Below are 18,004 nucleotides of genomic sequence, written 5' to 3' on the forward strand. Positions count from 1 at the left end.
CATGCGATCAACCCTCCGCCCGCAGTTGCGCGGCATCAATGAAAAGCGGCGCGCTGGCCATGCGCTGCTCGGCGGGTCCGGCGCAGCGCAGGATGTCTTGCCAGAGCCTGGCCACGGCTAACTGATAATCCGCCTGCAGGCCGTCGGCGCGGGGCTGGCCTTGCAGGACAGCCAGCAGTTGTTGCAGCAGCCAGGCGACACCGGCAGGCCCTTCGATTTCATGCGCGCTACGCCAGTGACTGGCTGCCGGGTGTAACGGCATCGCGGTTGCGTGCTGCAGGTAGTCGGCGTTGCTGGTGTAGAGGGTCTGGCGATCGTCGTCATGGGCCTCGGCGTGCAGCGCAGGTGTCCAGTTGACCGGGCCGTAGGTGGCGTCCAGCGACAGGTAGCCACTGGGCCACGCCAGATTGAGCTGGTGCATGACCAGACTGTGCAGGTCCGGATCGTCGGCCGCCATCCAGCGTTGCAGGCGCAGCAGCACGCGGCCATCCGGCAGGTTCAGCGACAGGGTATGAAAGTCATCGTCGCCATCGAGCAGGCTGACGCTGACCTGCCTGGCCAGATCGCAGCCCAGCGCCTGAAACAGCAGGTCCAGGCCCGAGTAGAGCAGCTGGCGACTGGTGGTCAACTGTGCCAGGCTGGGTTTGCGGCCGTCGAGCAGCCGCGAGATGCGTTGCGCCGTGCCGCTCCAGCAGCGGCCCGCCTCGGTGTGCGGGTAGAAGCTGTTGACGATGTACTGGCAGCCCATCAGGGTGGCCAGTTGCTGATGCCGAACGATTTCATCCGGGTGCACCGGGTGCTCTTGAATGACATGCAGCCCGCGTTGCAGCAGGCGCTCGGTCAATTGCCCACCGGCCCCGCCGACCACCGCCGAGCGCACCACCAAGCAGGCAATGTCCAGGTCGTCCGGCAGTTGCTCGACATCGGTATACAGTGCGATGCCGAACGCGTTGGCCAGCGCTCTGGCGCGCGGGCTGCCGTTGGCGAGCAGCCCGGCCAGCTGCAAACCGGGCTGTTCGAGCAGAAAACTGTTGAGGTACAGCTCCCCGAACTTGGCCCCGACAACAAGCACCTTCAATGGCCTTTTCATGGATGACTCTCCTTGTGGGTGGCGGCCAGCCAGTCGCGGATCGACGCGGCAGTACGCTGAACCTGATCGGTGTCGAGCAGCAGTTGCCAGTGATCGCACGGTATCGATTCGCGGCACGCCGTAGCGGCCCATTCCTGCCAGTCCTGCTCGGCGGGCAGCCAGTGCTGCGGGCGGCCTTCGGCGCTCAGCCACAGGCAGGGCAGGTCCAGTTGTCGTGGATGCGAGTGTTGCGCCAGCAGCGTCATCAGGTGCTCGATGCGCTGCAGCCACTGTTCGGCCTGCTGCGCTTGTGGCGGGTTTTTCAGCACGCCGGCCTGCGTGGCGTTGTTCATGAACACGTTCAATTGCTCGGCGGCCGGCAATTGTTCGAGGTCGTCAGGCAGGGCGATGCTTTTTGCGCCCTCGGCCATCAGGCGCAACAAGCCTGGGCGATCATCGAAGCGAAAGTCCGCGCGGCACACTGGATCAAGAAGAATCAGGCGTACCTGCTCACCCTGGCGCAGCAGCAGACGCGCGGTTTCTTCGGCCACGAAGGTGCCGTACGACCAGCCCAGCAGCACGTAAGGCCCGCTGGCCTGCTGACGACGAATGGCCTGCAGGTACTGGGCGGCCAGCGCCTTGAGCGAATCAGTGCCCAGCGCATTCGTCGCTTGTAGCCCGAACACCTGCATGTCCAGCGCCTGTGCCAGCGGCAGATAAGCGCTGACCTCGCCATCCGAGGCATGGAACACGAACAGCGACAGCGTGTTACGCCCTCTGGCCAGCGCCAGCGGGTTGTCATCGGTCTGCACGCTGTGGTCGAGCAGGGTGGCGCAGAAATCACTCAGCCGTGGGGTGTCGAACAGGTTGCGCAGGCTGCTGCCGGAATGCCCCATGCGGTTCAGGCGGGCGATCATGCGCGTGGCGATCAGGCTGTCGCCGCCGCTGAGGAAGAAGTCGCTGTCGGCTTCGACAGGTTGGCCGAGCAGCTCCTGCCAGAGCTGCGAAACGGCCTCCAGCAATGCCGGATCAGCCTCCCGGCGCGGCCCCGAGTCGCGGGTCTGTTGCGGGGTTTGTCTGGCCGCAGGCGCTGTAACCACTTGTTCCACCTGACGCAATGCCAGTGGCCATTGTGCAGGGTGTGGCTCCAGGTGATCGGCCACGGCCGCCAGGTCCAGATGGCTGATGCCTTCGGCTCTGGCGAGCATGAAGTGCTGACGCATGCTGTCGTCGGCCTGCTGTGGCCAGTTCATGACCCAACTGAACCCCGATGCCTGCACGGCAGTGCGCCAGCGCGGCAGATCGAGCATGGCCTTGTCGTCTTCGCTGCGCTCGTCTTCAAAGTTGCTCAGCCCTTCGATAAAGCCGATGCTCGCCAGTTGCAGCGCGCTGTCGCGTTCGGTGGCTTCCAGCAACAGCAAATGCCCACCGCTGCGTAACAGGCGGTGCAGACGCTTGAGCGAGCGTGTGACATGCGCGGCGTCGTGCATCACGTTGACCGCCACGACCAAGTCGTAGCCTTGAGCCGGGTGCTGGCTGAAATCCACCGGTTGGTTGACGTCGAGCATCGAGCAGGTCAGTTGTGGCCAGGCAGCGAAATTCTCCTGGGCCTGGGTGAGAAACAGATTGGACACATCAGTGAAGCGGTATTCGCTCAAGTGTTCTTCAAGCATCGGCAACAGGTGCCGGGTTGTCGCACCGGTGCCAGCACCGACTTCCAGCACCCGCAGGTCGCGACGTGTGCCCGCCAGCGCTTTGGCAGTTTGCGCCAGTGCGCTGTTCAGGCAGTGCAGCACCGGGTTGTTGCTGTAGAGGGCCTGAACGACGGCATCGCTGTGACCGAACAACAGGCTCAACGGCGAACAATCACCGCGCAGCAGTTCTGCGTGCTGTTCGATACAGGCGTTAAGGTACGTGCCAAGCGTCTGGCTCCACTCGGCGTCGGGGAGCATCTGGCCAGCGGCTTGAAGCGCCTGCGCGGGCAGGGCCTGATAGTGCTGGCCGTCCTGCTGCACGCGGCGTTGCTGGCAGAGCATTGCCAGCCATTGGCGCAACAGGCCCGCAAATTGCGGCTGCGCGCCCAGTCGGGTCATCACCTGTGCCAGGTCATGACGCTGCCCGGCTTCACTGAACAGCCCGCGCTTTTGCAGGGTGCTCAGAATACCTTCACGAGCGCGGCTTTCCAGCGCCTGCCAGGTCAGGTCAACTTCCAGGCGTTGCGCTTCACTCAGTTGCGGCAACTCGCTCAGCGGCAGTGGCAGCGGGGCGCACAACGCTTCATCGACCGCGCTCGGTGACTGGCTGATCAACTCGCCAAGCAGGCTACGACCTTCGCGATCGACGCTGACGCGCGCGCTTTGCACCCCCGGCTCACGACGCAACTGTGCTTCGAGCTGTTGCGGGTCGAAGCGCTCGCCGTCCAGGTTCACCGACCAGTCGTGGCGTGGCAGCTCGGGCAGACTGTCGAAGCCCTGCGGTTGGTCGGCCAGCGTTTGTAACAGGTCGCAATAGCTCTGAAACAGGCTATCGATCAAGCCGTCGGCGAGCACGTCTTCCATGCAATACCAACTGAACACCAGCTCGCCGTCGATTTCCATCACCTGATGGTCCAGCCAGACTTGCGGGGTCTGAGTGAAGACGTGCACCGGGTCGCCGAGGGTCGAGGTCATGGCCTGGTCGATGGCTTTGCCGTCCAGCGACATGCCGAGCATGCTGGTGAACACCACCGGCATGGCCGGTTGACGCGTCAGCCCCTGACGACGGCCGAGTTCGCGCATCAATTCCACGCCGTTCACGGCGGTGTGTGCCAGGCGCTGCCAGAGCCTCGCCTGCGTGCTGGCCATGACCTGACCTGGGCTTTCACCGCGCCCCAACTGGAAATCGATCAACAACACTGACGTGAAGTCACCGATCAGTTGCTGAACCTGCGGGTGCAGGGGCCGACGGTTGAAGTAGGTCAGGTTGAGGGTGAATTCCGGGGTGCGGCTGACACTTTCCAGCGTCTGGGCGAACAACGCCAGCAGCGCGGCAGAGGCCGTCACACCCACGTGCTGACAGTGCGCCTTGAAACGGTTCCATTGCGCCGCGTCGAGTTTGCCCTGAACGGTCCGGAAACGTGGCTGGCCCTTTGGCGGGCTGTCTGCCAGTGGCAATTGCGGTGCGCCAGGCAACTGTTCCAGCGTGTCCTGCCAGTAGCGCCAGGCTTGTCGCCATTGCAGGCTGTCGCGCTGTGCCAGGTCAGCCATCACGTAGTCGCGGAAGGTCAGTTCCAGCGGCTTGAGTGTCTGGCCGGCGTAGGCGCTGGCCAGATCGTCCATCATCACCTTGAAGCTCTGCACGTCGAACAGCAGCAGGTCGAGGTTCATGTGCAGACGGCAATGCCCGGCGTCGAGTTCGCTGACCGTGACTTCAAACAGCGGCCAGCAGTCGGTGGGCAAGACGCGATAAGACATGTCTTCACGAATGTCCAGCAGGCGTTGTTGCTGTTGTTCAGCAGGCAACTCGCGCAGGTCGTTGCGTGGCAGGCGATACCAGGGCGTGTTGTGCAGAATGCGCTGGCGGCCGTCACTGTCGATCACCATGCGCAGCATGTCATGACGGGCGATCAGTGCGTTCCAGGCCTGCTCGAAGCGGGTCAGGTCGAAGTCTACGTAAGCCTTGTCCCATTCAAACAGCACATGGCAGGCCACGCCGCCGTAATCGATCAGGTCGGTGCGGCCCAGCCAGTAAGCGTGCTGGATAGGCGTCAGCGGGAAAGGCTCGAAGCGGCTATCGGGTTGCGGCACGATGACAGTGTCACGGGCTGCAAGCGGCGCTTTTTCGGTGCTGGACAGCAACAGTGCGCTCAGGCCACGAATGCTCAGGTCGCGGTACGCCTGTTCGGCGTCCAGACGAACGCCCAATTGGCGCTGGATGTCGCTGCTCAGCTCAAGGAACAGTAACGAGTCGAGGCCCAGTTGCATCAGGTCCTGATTATGCGCCGGTGCAGCGTCAGGGCTCAGGCGCAACTGACGGCAGATCGATGCGCTCAACCACTGGCTGAGCGCATGTTGATCTGCCTGCGGATCACCGGTCAGGGTCGGTGCCGGGAGTGCATCGCTGTGGCGACTGTTTTTCGCGGGCGTCCGCGTCGCGGGTTGCTCGATGTGCTGCGTCAGCAGACGCCGGCGCGGATCGATGCGCTCAGGGTCTATACGCATCGCCAGACGCCACGGCGAATTGCGCATGACCGCCTGTTCCAGGTGCCACAAGCCTTCGCTGGTTGCCAGCGTACCCATGCCGCCGAGTGCCAGTTGCGCATGCAGTTGGTCGTCAGCTGCGCGTCCGGTTTCGCCCCAGGCGCCCCACGCGATACTGACCGTGTGCAGGCGGGCGTCGGTTTGCGATTCGGCCAGTCCGTCCAGGTAGGCACTGGCCAGCGCATGAGCCCCTTGGCCCGCTGCGCCGAGGCTGGCGGCAGCCGAGGAATACAGCAGCAGGTAGCGACCCTGATCCGCCAGCGCCGTCTGCAGTTGGCGGGCTGCCGAGCATTTGACCTGCAGCAGCGGCTGCATGCGCGCGGCGTCGAGGTTGCTCAGCGGCGTGTCGTCCAGCACGCCGGCGCTGTGGATCGCGCCGCTCAGGCCGCCCTCGTCCCGCAGCGCGTCGAGGCAGGCCGCCAGCGCAGCCTGATCACTGACATCGCAGGCCATCCAGCGTATTTCACAGCCATAGTGCTGTTGCAGGGTGTCGATCCACTGTTCGCCGTCATGCGGGCAGCGTGGCGCAAGCAGGGCGATGCGCGACGCGCCCTGATCGGCCAGCCAATGGCTGCTCAGGCGACCCAGGCCGCCGAATGCGCCGGTCACGATATGCCAGCCGGTGTCTTTGAAGCTTTGTGCCGGGAGGCTGACGCTCTGATGAAGCTGAACGCTGAGCGTCTGCACCTGTGCGACGCCGTCACGCACGGCAATCCAGCGCTCACCGCTTTGCGCCGCCTTCAAGCCCGGCAGCAGCGCCTGCCAGTCATCGCTACCGTTGAGCTTGCTGCTATCCAGGTCAATGACAGCCAGTGCGCGCTCCGGTTGTTCGGCGCAGGCAACCCGCAGCAAGCCCCACAGTGCGCGTTGCTCGGGTTTTACCGTGTGATCGGCAGCCAGTGACCACGCGTTGCGGGTGACCACCAGCAGAGGTTGCCCGGTGTCGGCTTTCACCGCATCGAGCACCTGGCTGGCGACCTCCGCCAGCGAGCCGCCTTGCACAATCAGCAGGCACGCTGAAGCCTCCGGGTCATGGGCCACGCCAACGGCGGCCAGTGCCGGACGGACGCTGGCCGGTTCGACGCGCAGTCTCGCCAACGGGGTATCCTGGGCATTCACTGGCGCCCATTGCCAGACGTAATGGGTGCCGGATGCAGTGTTTGCGGCGGGCAGTGTGGTGAGGCGCTCAGAACGGTTGTCGGCACTGCCGAGCCGCTGCCATTGCCCCTGATCATTGCACTGCTTGAGCTCGACGCTGGCCTCCCCGAATGGCTCGGCACTCCAGTGCAGCGCCAGGCCGGTCAGGGTTTCGGGCAACGGCACCGCGCGGGTAAATACGGGAGCGCGGCGAGCATCGCCGTGGCGCGCGGCCAGTTGTTCACAGGCTTCCTGCAAGCGTGTCTTCCAGCGTTGCGGCTGGCCTGCGCAATCTGTCCAGTCGGGCTGGTAAAAGTGTTCGCCCAGTTGCCTGCCCAGCACCGTGCTGCCGCTGTCGTGCCCGGCGGTGAGCAGGGCTGGCGCAACGTTGGCGGCCTGGGTGCGTGCCAGCAGGATGTGTTCGCTGATACCGGCGGTGGCGCTGCCATCGTCGGGCAGCCAGTCGAGGCGTTCAAAGCCGCTTTCCAGGCATTGTTGCTGCCAGTGTTCGGTGGACAGGAACAGTTCACCACCGCGCGCCTGCTCGTCATGCAGCGGCAATACCAACGGGCCGAAGACAAAATCGAACAGGCGCATCGGACGAGTAATCTCGCGCATCAACAGCGCGCCGCCCGTCTTGAGCAACGGGCGCAGGTTGCGCAGGGTCTGGCCCACGTGCTGGGTGGCGTGGATCACGTTGGCGGCAACGATCAGGTCGTAGTGCCCGGCCCGGAAACCCTGCTCGCTGGCGGGTTTTTGCAGGTCGAACTGGGCATACTCGACAAAATCGTACTCGCTGAACTTTTCTTCGGCGCGGCGACTGAACAGCGCGGAAATGTCCGTGAAGCAATAACGCACATCGGCGACGTTGCGCAGTTCCGGGAGCAGCCAGGCGGTGGTGCCACCGGTGCCGCCCCCGACTTCCAGAATACGCAGCGGCCCGCGTCCGGAGTGCTGATGTTCGTGGATCAGCCCGGTGATCACACCTGCTGCGATCTGATTGAAATAGCGGCCGAAGCTGAATTGCTGATACAGCACTTCAACACCGCTGGAAGCGCTCTCCGGAAAGATCACCGACACCGGCTCCACCGCACCGCTCATCATGGCGAAGAGTTGCTCTCCCGCCCGCTCGACGGTGTCAGCGATCACGTCCAGCTCTTCACAGCAACTGCGCAGCTCAGCCAGCAATGCCGGGCGCTGTTCGTAGGGGATGGACCGGGCGCTGCGGTAACGGCCGTGTTCAAGGGTGTAATAGCCATCCTCGACACAGGCATTGAGCAGACGCACCAGCAGTTGCCGATGGCGCGGCAGCAACCGGCCCCCACGCAGGATACTCAGCGGCTCGGCACCCTGATCTATGCTCGCGTGCACACACTGACGAACCATCTGGTCAACGTAGATGGCATGCAGTTGGGTCACGCAGTGATACAGGCGCTCCAGGCGTGGCAGGTCCAGATTGGCGCCTTCCTGCAACACGACCTTGCGACCGGCCTCCAGCAACAGATCCGGCGTTTGCGTGACCGGTTGTTGCTGCGCATCGCACCAGTAGCGCTGCTCGTCAAAAACATACAGCGGGGCATGGATGCGCTTGCCGACCGAGGGCAACAGGGTGCGCCACGGCAAGGCGGCGCCAGCGGCGAACAGGCGCAGCAGGCTATCCTGCAAGACGGTGGTAGCTGGTTTATGGCGGCGGGCACTGGCGATCCAGTGCACGCCGGCGTGTTCCAGGCGCGTGCCGATGCCGGTCAATGGTGCATCGGCACCCAGTTCCAGCGCGATCGTCACGCCGGTTTGCAAGGCGTGAGTCAGTGCCTGGTGATAGCGCACCGGTTCACGCAGGTGCCTGCGCCAGTAATCGCCGCACTCAAGCTCGGCGTGGCTCAGCGGTTGGCCAGTCAGGGTCGAGATCAGCGGTATTTTCGCCGGGGCGGGGCGCAAAGCTGCACTGGCTTGCTGGAACTCATCGAGAATCGGGTCCAGCAAGCGCGAGTGCGCCGCGCCGGCCACGCTCAGATGGTTATGCCGCAGGTTTCGCTCTTGCAGCGTTTGCGCCAGTGCGTCGATGGCGTGGCGGTCACCGGAGGCCACCAGATGCTGCTCTGCGTTATGCACGGCGATTTCCACGCCGTGTTCAAGCGCCAGAGGCTGCAGCGTTGCCGCGTCGCAGAACACCGCGAGCATCGAGCCTTGTGCCGCGCACTGGTTCATCAGCCGGCCGCGGATGATCACCAGCGGCAGGATGTCTTCCAGTCGATAGATCCCGGCGATGACCACGGCAGCGAATTCACCCACCGAATGGCCGATCAACAGGTCCGGGCTCAGGCCCGCCTCGCGCCAGTGAGCCGCCATCGCCACTTCAAAGGCGACGATGGCCGGCTGCGCGTAATCCATGCGGTCGATCAGCTCTGCGTGGTCGCCGAACATGACCGATTGCAACGAGGGTTGCAGGTGCGCGGCACAGGCTGCAAAGCTGCGGTCCAGACTTTCGCTGAAGGCCTTCGACTGACCGTAGAGGCTTTTGCCCATTCCGGCCCACTGACTGCCCTGTCCGCTGCATAGCCATACCTGCGCGCCCTGGCTAGCCTGTCCTTGATACAGCAAGGCATCGCTGCCGCCCTGGGCAAACGCCTGCAGCGCCGGGGCGGTTTCTTCGTGCAACGGCACCGCCAGACGAAACGGCAGGTTCAGTTGCCGGGCATGTAACGCGGTGTGTGCGAGGTCGAAGGCAGGGGCCGTCGCGTGCAGGCGTTCGGCGTAAAGGCCCGCCAGTTGGCGCAACGAGTGCTGGCTGGCAGCACTGAGCAGCAGAGCACTGGCCTGCGCCACCGGGCCTGAGGTGCGCAATGCGTCGGGCAGTGCTTCGACAATCACATGGCAGTTGGTGCCACCAATGCCGAATGACGACACACCGGCGCGGCGTGGTCCGGCCGGCCATGAACGGTCCTGGGTAGGGACGTAAAACGGGCTTTGTTCCAGTTGCAGCGCCGGGTTGACCCGCTCGACATTGATGCTGGGCGGAATACGCCCGTGGCTGACCGCCAGAACGGTCTTGATCAGGCTGGCGATGCCTGCGGCGGTGTCCAGGTGGCCGAGGTTGCCTTTCACCGAACCCAGCGCGCAGCCACCGATGTCCGTGCGGTGCGCGAAGGCATCACGCAGTGCCTGAACCTCGATGGGGTCGCCCAGTGGTGTGCCGGTGCCATGCGCCTCGAGCATGCCGATGCTGGCGCAATCGATGTCGGCCAGCAGCAGGGCATCCTGGATGACTTCACGCTGACCGATCACCGAGGGTGCGGTGTAGCCGACCTTGTGATGACCATCGTTATTGATCGCGCTGCCGCGTAACACGGCCAATACCGGGTCGCCGTCGCGCAAAGCGTCCTCCAGGCGACGCAGGGTCACGGCACCGACGCCGTTACCGGCAAAGGTGCCCTGGGCACTGGCGTCAAACGGGCGGCAGCGACCGTCGGGTGAGAAAATCATACCCGGCTGGTACAGGTAACCGGCCTGCTGCGGAAACGACACGGCCACGCCGCCTGCCACGGCCATTTCGCACTCGCCACTGCGCAGGCTTTCACAGGCCATGTGCACCGCCACCAGCGAGCTTGAGCAGGCGGTCTGCACGCTCATGGCCGGGCCGCGCAGGTTGAGTTTGTAGGCGGCGCGGCTGGCCAGGTAATCCTTGTCGTTGCCCATCAGCGCCTGCAGGCCCTTGACCTGCGCCACTTCGGTAACGCGAATAGCGTCTCGGCCCGGGTAGGTGCTCATGCGCCCGGAGGCAAATACGCCGGTTTTATGCGCCACGTCGCGAGGCGCGAAACCGGCGTGTTCCAGCGCGTGCCAGACGGTCTGCAGGAACAGCCGCTGCTGCGGGTCGATGGATTCGGCCTCCTGACGCGAGTAACCGAACAGGGCGGCGTCGAAGCGGTCAGGATCGTCGATGATTGCTGCCACATTGACGAAGTCCGGGTTGTCGATCAGCTCGGCTGACAGCCCTGCGGCGAGCAGTTCTTCACGGCTGAAGTGACGGCTGCACTCGAGACCGGCCAGCAGGTTTTGCCAATACTCGGCGCTGTCGCGGGCACCGGGAAAACGGCAGGCCAGGCCGATGACCGCAATGGGCTCGCTGGCACCGTAGGTGTGTTCAAGGGTGGGCATGGATGACCTCGTGGGCAGGCGTGAAAGACGGGCTGGCGGGCGTGGCGCGCTCAAGACGGCGACACAGGCGCCATGCGGGCCACAGACAGATAAAGGCAATGCTCGCCAGTACCGCGAGCAGCGGCGGATAGCCCAGGTAGTGGGCCGATTGCAGAGCGGCTATCGACGCCAGCATGGCAATGGCGGCATCGACCGATTGCAGCAAGGCGTAATCCGAGGCGGGCTGGTGCGGGCGGACCACGCCCATCAGCAGGTTGTAAAGGGTGACGAAGCCTATCGCGGCGGCGATGTTGACCAGGCTGAACACCACCAGCCACGCGGTAAGGTCATAGACGCGTGCGCCAAGCGCGGCCGCCAGGGCGATGAGCGCGTGCAGCAACATGGCCGGCAGCAGGCAGCGCCAGGCACCGAAGCGTCTGGCCATCCAGCCGCCGAGCAGCACGCCGATGGCACTGGCCACCGTGCTGTATAGCGTCGAAGCCAGACCCAGTTGGGCAAGGCTCATTCCGTTGTCCATCAACAGCACGGTTTGGATGGCCATCAGGCCGCGCATGGCGAGGTAATAAATGGCGGTCAGGCACAGGGCGGGCCACAACGCGGTAAAGCTGCTGCGGTCGAGCTTTGGCTTGACTGCCGGTTCGTCGATGCTGTTGCTGGCCGGCAGCAACCCGACCGGCAGCAGCAGTAGCAACGAGATTGTCGCCATACCGATGAAACCGGCGCGCCAGCCCCAGTGCTCGGCCAGAAACAGGAACACGAACGAGCCGAACACGATCCCCAGATAGCTGCCACCCACTTGTGCGGTGTTGGCGAACGGACGGCTGGCGGCGTCGCTGGTGGTGATCGTGATGCCATCGGCATAGATGTCATGGCTGGCAGATAACAGCGCCAGCAGCATCAGCCCGGTCATGATCGGATAGAGCGAGTGCTCCGGGGCAAGAAAGCCGATCGCCAGCAGCGTCAGCGCCATGCACAGTTGCAGTAGCACCAGGCTGCCCAGGTAGTGATTGCCGCGCAATTCAAGGCTGTGGCGCTCGCACCAGGGTGCCCAGAGAAACTTGCCGATCCAGGGCAGGAATGTCAGCGACAGCAGGCTGAGGCTGGCCAGATCCAGCCCCTGATGGCGGAAATAACCGACCACGCCCTGCAAAATCAGCGCGGTGAGCATGCCCTGATGCAGGTAGTAACACCAATAAGGCAGGTAGCGGCTCATGAGCCACCTCCGCTGCGCCGTAACCTTCTGGCGTTTCTTTGCGTCAGTTGCGCCTGTCGGGGTTGGTCTCGCGTGTCGTTTGCCGGTTGCGTCTGGCTCAAGTGCTGCGCCAGTGCGCGGGCATTCGGGTAGCCGAACAGGTCAGTGGCCTGCAACTGCCGATGGCCTTGCTGGGTCAGTTTTACGTGCAACTGCACCAGTTTCAGCGAACTGGCGCCTGCGTCGAAGAAGTTCTGCCGACAGTCCTGCAATTTCAGGCCGACCACCTCATGAAAGGCATGCCGGATCTGATCGACGAGCTGTTCATCGGCCTGTTGTTCGGGCTCGTGCGGCAATGGTAATGGCAGCGGTTGCGGGCGGGGCAACGGTGCCACGTCAGCGCCAGGTTGTCCGGGTGTAACCAGTTGCGCCAAGGGCAAGGCCCATGCCTGCGGGTCTTCGGCCAGTCGTTCGAGCAGGGCAAGGTACTGGTCGAACATGGCGCGCAACACGTTGGGGTCGAACAGCGCCTCGACCGCATCCCAGTTAAGGCACAGGTCGCCTTCGGATTCATACACCTGATGATCCAGCCAGACCTGCGGCGTCTGCGAGATGCCCCAGACCGGTTTGAGCCATGACGATTGGGCCATGAAGCGGCCGTTGTCGAACCCCAGCGCACTGGTGAAGACCACCGGCATCTGCGCGGCAGCCATGCCATGGCGGCTGGCCAGTTCACGCATGACCCGGATCGCCGAGTGATCGCGCTGGGCCAGGTCACGCCACAGCCGCTGCTGTAGATTTTGAGCACTGCCAAGCCAGTCAGTGGTGGGGTGCCAGGCCAGCAACAGCAGCGAGGTGAAATCGCCCAGCACCCGGTCGATGTGCGCGTGCAGTGGCTGACGGTCAAACAAGGTCAGGTTGAGGGTCAGCTCTGGCGCGCTGCTCCAGGCCGACAGCACGGCGGAAAAAGCGCTGAGCAGCAGCCCCGAGGGTGTCAACTGGTGCTGATTGGCCTGGGCTTTCAAACGCTCCCAACGGGATGCGGGCAGCCGCTCGGCCAGGCGCACAAAGCGCGGTGTGCCGACGTCGGCTGGTGCGCAGCGCAGCGGCAGGCGCGGTGCAGGCGGCAGGTTGTCGATACGCCGCTGCCAGTACGCCTGAGCGCCGGGCGAGGGCGGCTGGCTGGCGCGCAGGCACTGGTAGTCGCGAAAGCCGACAGCGATCGGCTCCAGCGCCTGTTCGGGGTGCAGGTACAGCGTCTCAAGTTCGGCCAACAGTATTTGCATGCTCATGCCGTCGAGCAGCAGGTTGTCGAGGCTGACGAAAATCCGGCTATGCGGGCTGCCATCTTCGACGATCTGCGCATCGAACAGTGGCCATTGCCCGGCATCGAGCACCTGATGGGAAAGCCGGTCGCGCAGTGCAAGGGCTTCGCTGCCCTCCAGCGCGGCTACCCGATGCCGCCGGGGAATGAAGGCCGGGACCTGCTGCAACACGTGCAGCATGCCGTCACGGACCACGGCACGCAGAACGTCGTGACGTTCGATGAGGCGCTGCCAGGCGTTTTGAAACAACTGGACATCAAGTCGTTCGACGCAGAACTCGACAAAGAAATGCGCGCCCACGCCGCCCAGCACGAACCCTGGCTGACGCCCGACCAGATAAGCCTGCTGCACTTCACTCAGGGCAAAGGGCTGATAACGACCCGCCGGGTCGTGTTCAAGCCGCACGGTTGCCGGAGCATTGTGCTCCACCAGCGTCGCCGCGAACGCGTGCAGGCTCGGGAAGTTGAACAGGTCGTCGAGCCGGGCGCGGTAGCCACGCCCGGCCAGTTCGCCGATCAGTCGGGTTGCCAGCAGGCTGTCGCCGCCAAGCTGGAAGAACTGGCTGTGACGATGCACCGCGCCGCTCTGCAGCAGCTCCTGCCAGAGCTGTGCGAGCACCTGTTCGCGGACGTTTTCAGGGGCTTGGCATTGGTCGGGTTGTGTGGCGGCAGGTTTGCACCGTTGCAGCAGTGCCTGATGATCGATCTTGCCGTTGGCGGTCAGCGGCAATGCGTCGAGAAAATACAGGCGCTGCGGAATCATGTAGCCGGGCAGTTCGTTGGCCAGCGCCTTGGCAAGCCGGGCAGGGTCGGGGCGCTGCAGCACATCGGGCGCGCGCAGGATCAGGCGTTGCAGGGCGCCCGCTCGATCCGTTTCAGGGGCGGCAAGCCCGGCCTGCATCAGCAGCGCCGTCCAGTGCTCGCTGTGATGCAATTGTTCGGCTGCGCTGCGGCCTTCGTTAAGCAAATCGGCGCTCACCAGTGCCAGCGCCGAGGCCTGCGCCAGCTCCAGCACATAGACCGCAGCGCCTGGCGCGCAGAGTGGCGTCCACTGCTGTAACGCTGCTTGCGGCACATCCAGGCGGTGCAGCTGATTGTTGATCAGCAACACGTCGGCACTGTGAACAAGCGTCTGGCGCTCGCTGTCGATGTCGCGGCGCGCACTGCCATGAATAAAGCCTGCGAGGCGTTCGCGGGCCTTGAGGACCATTGCCTGTGACGTATCGAGGGCGGTGTAGTGCAACTGCGCTGCGTCGAGTCGCCCCAGCAGAAACGCCCCGGTGACAGCGCTGCGGGCACCGGCTTCGATCAGGCGCACCGGGCGTTGCAGGCGTTTGCTCAGATCCGCCAGCGATGTCGCGAGCGCATTGAGTGTTTCGCGGCTGCCGTCAGCGTGCATCAGCAGTTGTTCGGGAGCCCAGTAAGGGTGCTCGAGCAGGGTCTGAGGGCTGCGCTTGCCTGAAAGCATGTCGCGCAGGGCGTCGTGGTGCGCCTGCAGGGCGTGTGTGAGTGCATCCGACGCAACGTCGTGCGACGTGGCCTTTGCGCTCGAATGATTGAGTTGCCACGCGCCCTCGACGTCGCGGCACAGGCGATCCTGTGTTGCGAGCCACTCCAGCCAGCGCGTCAGAAGCGGGTGCCAGTGCGTCTCGCTGCCGTAGGTCTGTAACACCTGGGCGGTCGTCAGAGAGGGGCTGAACGGTATGCCGTTGAACGCCAGATGCTCAAGCAGGAAATCGGCCAGCAGACCGTCCGTTGTGTCAGTCGCGACGGTGACAGGCGTCAGCCAGTCGGCGTAACCGGCCGGTGTGCGCGGGTCGGCTTCGACGCTGCTGCACAGGCTGGAACCGTGCGGCACGACAAACGCCACCAGGCTTTTTTCCCGCTCGCCCGGTGCCATGCTGATGGCTGACTTGACACCTTCCAGGCGGTTCAAGGCTGCGTCGATCTCACCCAGTTCGATGCGGTAGCCACCGACCTTGACCTGCTTGTCGCGACGGCCGAGGAATTCCAGCGTTCCGTCCGGCCAGTAACAGCCCATGTCGCCGGTGCGGTACCAGCGTTCGCCGGCCACTTCGACGAACTGCCGTGCGCTGCGTTCGGCATCGTTGAAATAGCCGTGTGCAACACCTACGCCGCCGATCCACAGCTCGCCGGCGACCCAGTCCGGGCAGTCACGGCCCAGTTCGTCAACCACGCGATAACGCTGGTTGGCCAGCGGCGTGCCATAGGGGATCGAGCGCCAGTGCGGCTCAACCCGGCTCACGGTGCAGGTGTTGGACCAGATGGCCGCTTCCGTCGCACCACCCATGGCAACAAACCGACCATCGCTGCGGTACTGGTGATAGCGCTCCGGCAGGTCCAGGCCGATCCAGTCGCCGGACAGCATCACCAGCCTCAGGCTCGCCGGGCTGTGCAGATCGAAGCCTTCGCTGTAGGTCAGCAACATGTCCAGCAGGGCAGGTACGCTGTTCCACAGGGTAATGCCGTGTTCATCAATCAGCTTGCACCACAGCGCCGGGTCGCGACGTTGCTGGTCGTTGACCAGCACCAGCGAAGCACCTGCGCCGAGCACACCGAAGATGTCATACACCGACAGGTCAAAATGCAGCGCCGACAGCGCCAGCACACGGTCTTGGGGGCTGACGGCGTGGCGCTGGCTGATGTCCACGCAGGTGTTCAAGGCGCTTTGATGGCTGATCACCACGCCCTTGGGTTCACCGGTCGAGCCTGAGGTGTAGATGATATAGGCCGGTTGCTGTGCGCTGATGGGTACCTGGTGCTGAAGCGGCTCGCTGAGGATGGCTTGCTGCCAGGTCAGGACCGTGCCGATGTCGTGCTCGTCAGGCTCATCGGCGCTGGTCAGCACGCATTTCACCCGCGCACCCTGATAAATGCCGATACGCCGCGCCAATGGCTGGTCCGGCGGTACGGGCACATAGATCGCACCAGCCTTGAGAATGCCCAGCACACTGACAATCTGGCCGATGTCCTTGGTCATGCTGACCGCCACGGTGTCGCCCGCTGTGACACCCAGGGCTTGCAGGCAGCCCGCCAGGCGACTGGCCTGATCGGCCAATTGGGCGAAGCTCAGACGGCGCTGGTCCTGAATCAGTGCGGTAGCTTGCGGGGTGCGTTTGGCCTGGAGGAAAACGGCGTCGTGCAGCAGCCCTTCAGGAATGGCCTGCCCGGTGGCATTGGCCTGTTCGCGGACGGCACGCTGGGCGCAAGGCATCAGGTCGGGCAAGGGTTGTGACCAGTGCGCGGGGTCTGCGACCAGCGCCAGCACGTGTTCGAAATAGACGTCGAACAGGGTGTCGGTCAGCCCCTTGGGAAACAGCTGGTTATTGCTGTCCCACTGCAGATAGACCTGACCCTGATGCTCGAACGCCAGGTGGTCGATCCACACCTGCGGCGTCTGGGAAATGCCCCAGCCGGGCGCGCCCAGCGTGTTCTCTGCGGCTTCGCCAAACAGCGGGCGGCCCAGGTTGCTGGTGAACACCAGCGGCGCACCGTGCGGGTGGCGCTGGCGTTTCTTCAGTTCGCGCAGCACCTCTACCCCCGACCACGCACTGTGTTCGTGAACCTCGGCAAACGACTGCTGATTGGCTCGCGCCAGCTCCGCGAAGGCTTGCCCGTAGCAGCTCACCGGCAACGCGAGGATATTGGTGAAGTCGGCGATCATGCTGGCGACTGCCGGGTTCAGAGGCTGGCGGTCAAACAGGGTGAGGTTGAGCAATAGCGACTGCTGCCCGCTCCAGCGCCCCAGCACTGCACCGAACAGCGTGGCCAGCGCCATGGTTGGCGTCACGCCAGCGGTTCCAGCGTGGTCCTTGAACGCATGCCATTGCGCTGCGTCCAGCTGCCCGCGGCGGCGGCTGATGCGCACCTGCGCGATGCGCTCAGGGTCTTGCGCCAGCGGCAGAATCGGTGCCAGTGGCAGGTCGTCCAGACGTCCCAGCCACCAGGCTTTGGCCTTCTCGACGCGGGCCTGATCATTGCGTTTTACCTGCGTCAGGTAACTGCAGAAATCGTAATCGACGGGCGACGGCGGCAACGGCCGGTCTTCGATCAGCGCGATCAGTTCTTCGAACAACTGATTGAAGCTGGCCGCATCGGCAACCAGCAGGTCAATGTTGACCAGCAGCCGGTTTCCTCCGTCGGGCAACAGGCACAGCTGAAAATCGAAGGTTTCGCCGTTTTCGACGTCAAGGCGACGATGGCCCAGCTGTTCGCGCAGCTCCGACAGGCGTTGCTGGCGAAGCGTGTTATCGCTATCGCGCAGGTCATGAACCTTGAGGCCCGGCCAGGCCGAATGCGCTTGCCACTGTTGACGACCGTCGGCCAGAAAGCACGTCTTGAGCATCGGATGCCGTTCGATCAACCGATAAATGGCGGCTTCCAGCACCTGCGGTGTCAGGCCGTGGCCGTCGAATTCCTGATAAAGATGACAACCCACGCCACCCAGCGGCTGTTCACTGGAGCGCCCCACCAGATAAGCGTGCTGCACACTGGTCAGGGCGAAGGGCTGGCCGTCGCTCATGAGCGCAAGCGGCTCGTCGTTGCCGGCGATCTGGGCGCTGTTGACTTGAACGGTCGCGCTGCCCAGCAGTTGCTGCCAGCCGTGCAGTGTCGGCTGGTCATAGAGGTCGCTGAGGGTCACTTTGAAACCCAGACGGCGAAACCGGTTGAGCCAGGCCATCAGGTGCATCGAGTCCATGCCCAGCTTCAACAGGTTGGCGTCATCCGCCAGTTGCTCCGGGGACAGACGCAGTTGCCTGGCGATGTCCTCGCCCAGCAGGGCGGGGTCGAAAGCTTGAGGTGGCGTACCGCGAGCAGTCGAGGCTTTTCTGGTCGATGTGTACATGGTGAGACTCCATCCAGAC

4 protein-coding genes are annotated in these 18,004 nt (G+C 64.2%); all 4 read right to left on the reverse strand.

The features are described from left to right. Nucleotides 1–7 precede the first annotated feature (7 nt). From DW49_RS0120150 to DW49_RS0120165, 4 genes are read right to left on the reverse strand one after another with little or no spacing between them, the layout of a single operon-like run. Nucleotides 8–1,090, reverse strand: a complete 1,083-nt coding sequence (locus tag DW49_RS0120150) for a Gfo/Idh/MocA family oxidoreductase (RefSeq protein ID WP_024419610.1) — start codon at nucleotides 1,088–1,090, stop codon at nucleotides 8–10. Next, nucleotides 1,087–10,602, reverse strand: a complete 9,516-nt coding sequence (locus DW49_RS0120155) for a type I polyketide synthase (RefSeq protein ID WP_005617745.1) — start codon at nucleotides 10,600–10,602, stop codon at nucleotides 1,087–1,089. Before DW49_RS0120155 ends, DW49_RS0120150 begins: the two co-directional genes overlap by 4 nt. Next, nucleotides 10,589–11,815: an MFS transporter gene (locus DW49_RS0120160; RefSeq protein ID WP_005617746.1), complete on the reverse strand. Its 1,227-nt coding sequence runs from the start codon at nucleotides 11,813–11,815 to the stop codon at nucleotides 10,589–10,591. The genes DW49_RS0120155 and DW49_RS0120160 overlap by 14 nt, the downstream gene beginning before the upstream one ends. After that, nucleotides 11,812–17,985 (reverse strand): non-ribosomal peptide synthetase, encoded by a 6,174-nt coding sequence (locus DW49_RS0120165; RefSeq protein WP_024419608.1) that lies wholly within the window; start codon nucleotides 17,983–17,985, stop codon nucleotides 11,812–11,814. Before DW49_RS0120165 ends, DW49_RS0120160 begins: the two co-directional genes overlap by 4 nt. Nucleotides 17,986–18,004 lie beyond the last annotated feature (19 nt).

It is taken from the genome of Pseudomonas avellanae BPIC 631, from assembly GCF_000444135.1.
In the GTDB taxonomy this organism is placed as follows: Bacteria; Pseudomonadota; Gammaproteobacteria; order Pseudomonadales; family Pseudomonadaceae; genus Aquipseudomonas; species Aquipseudomonas avellanae.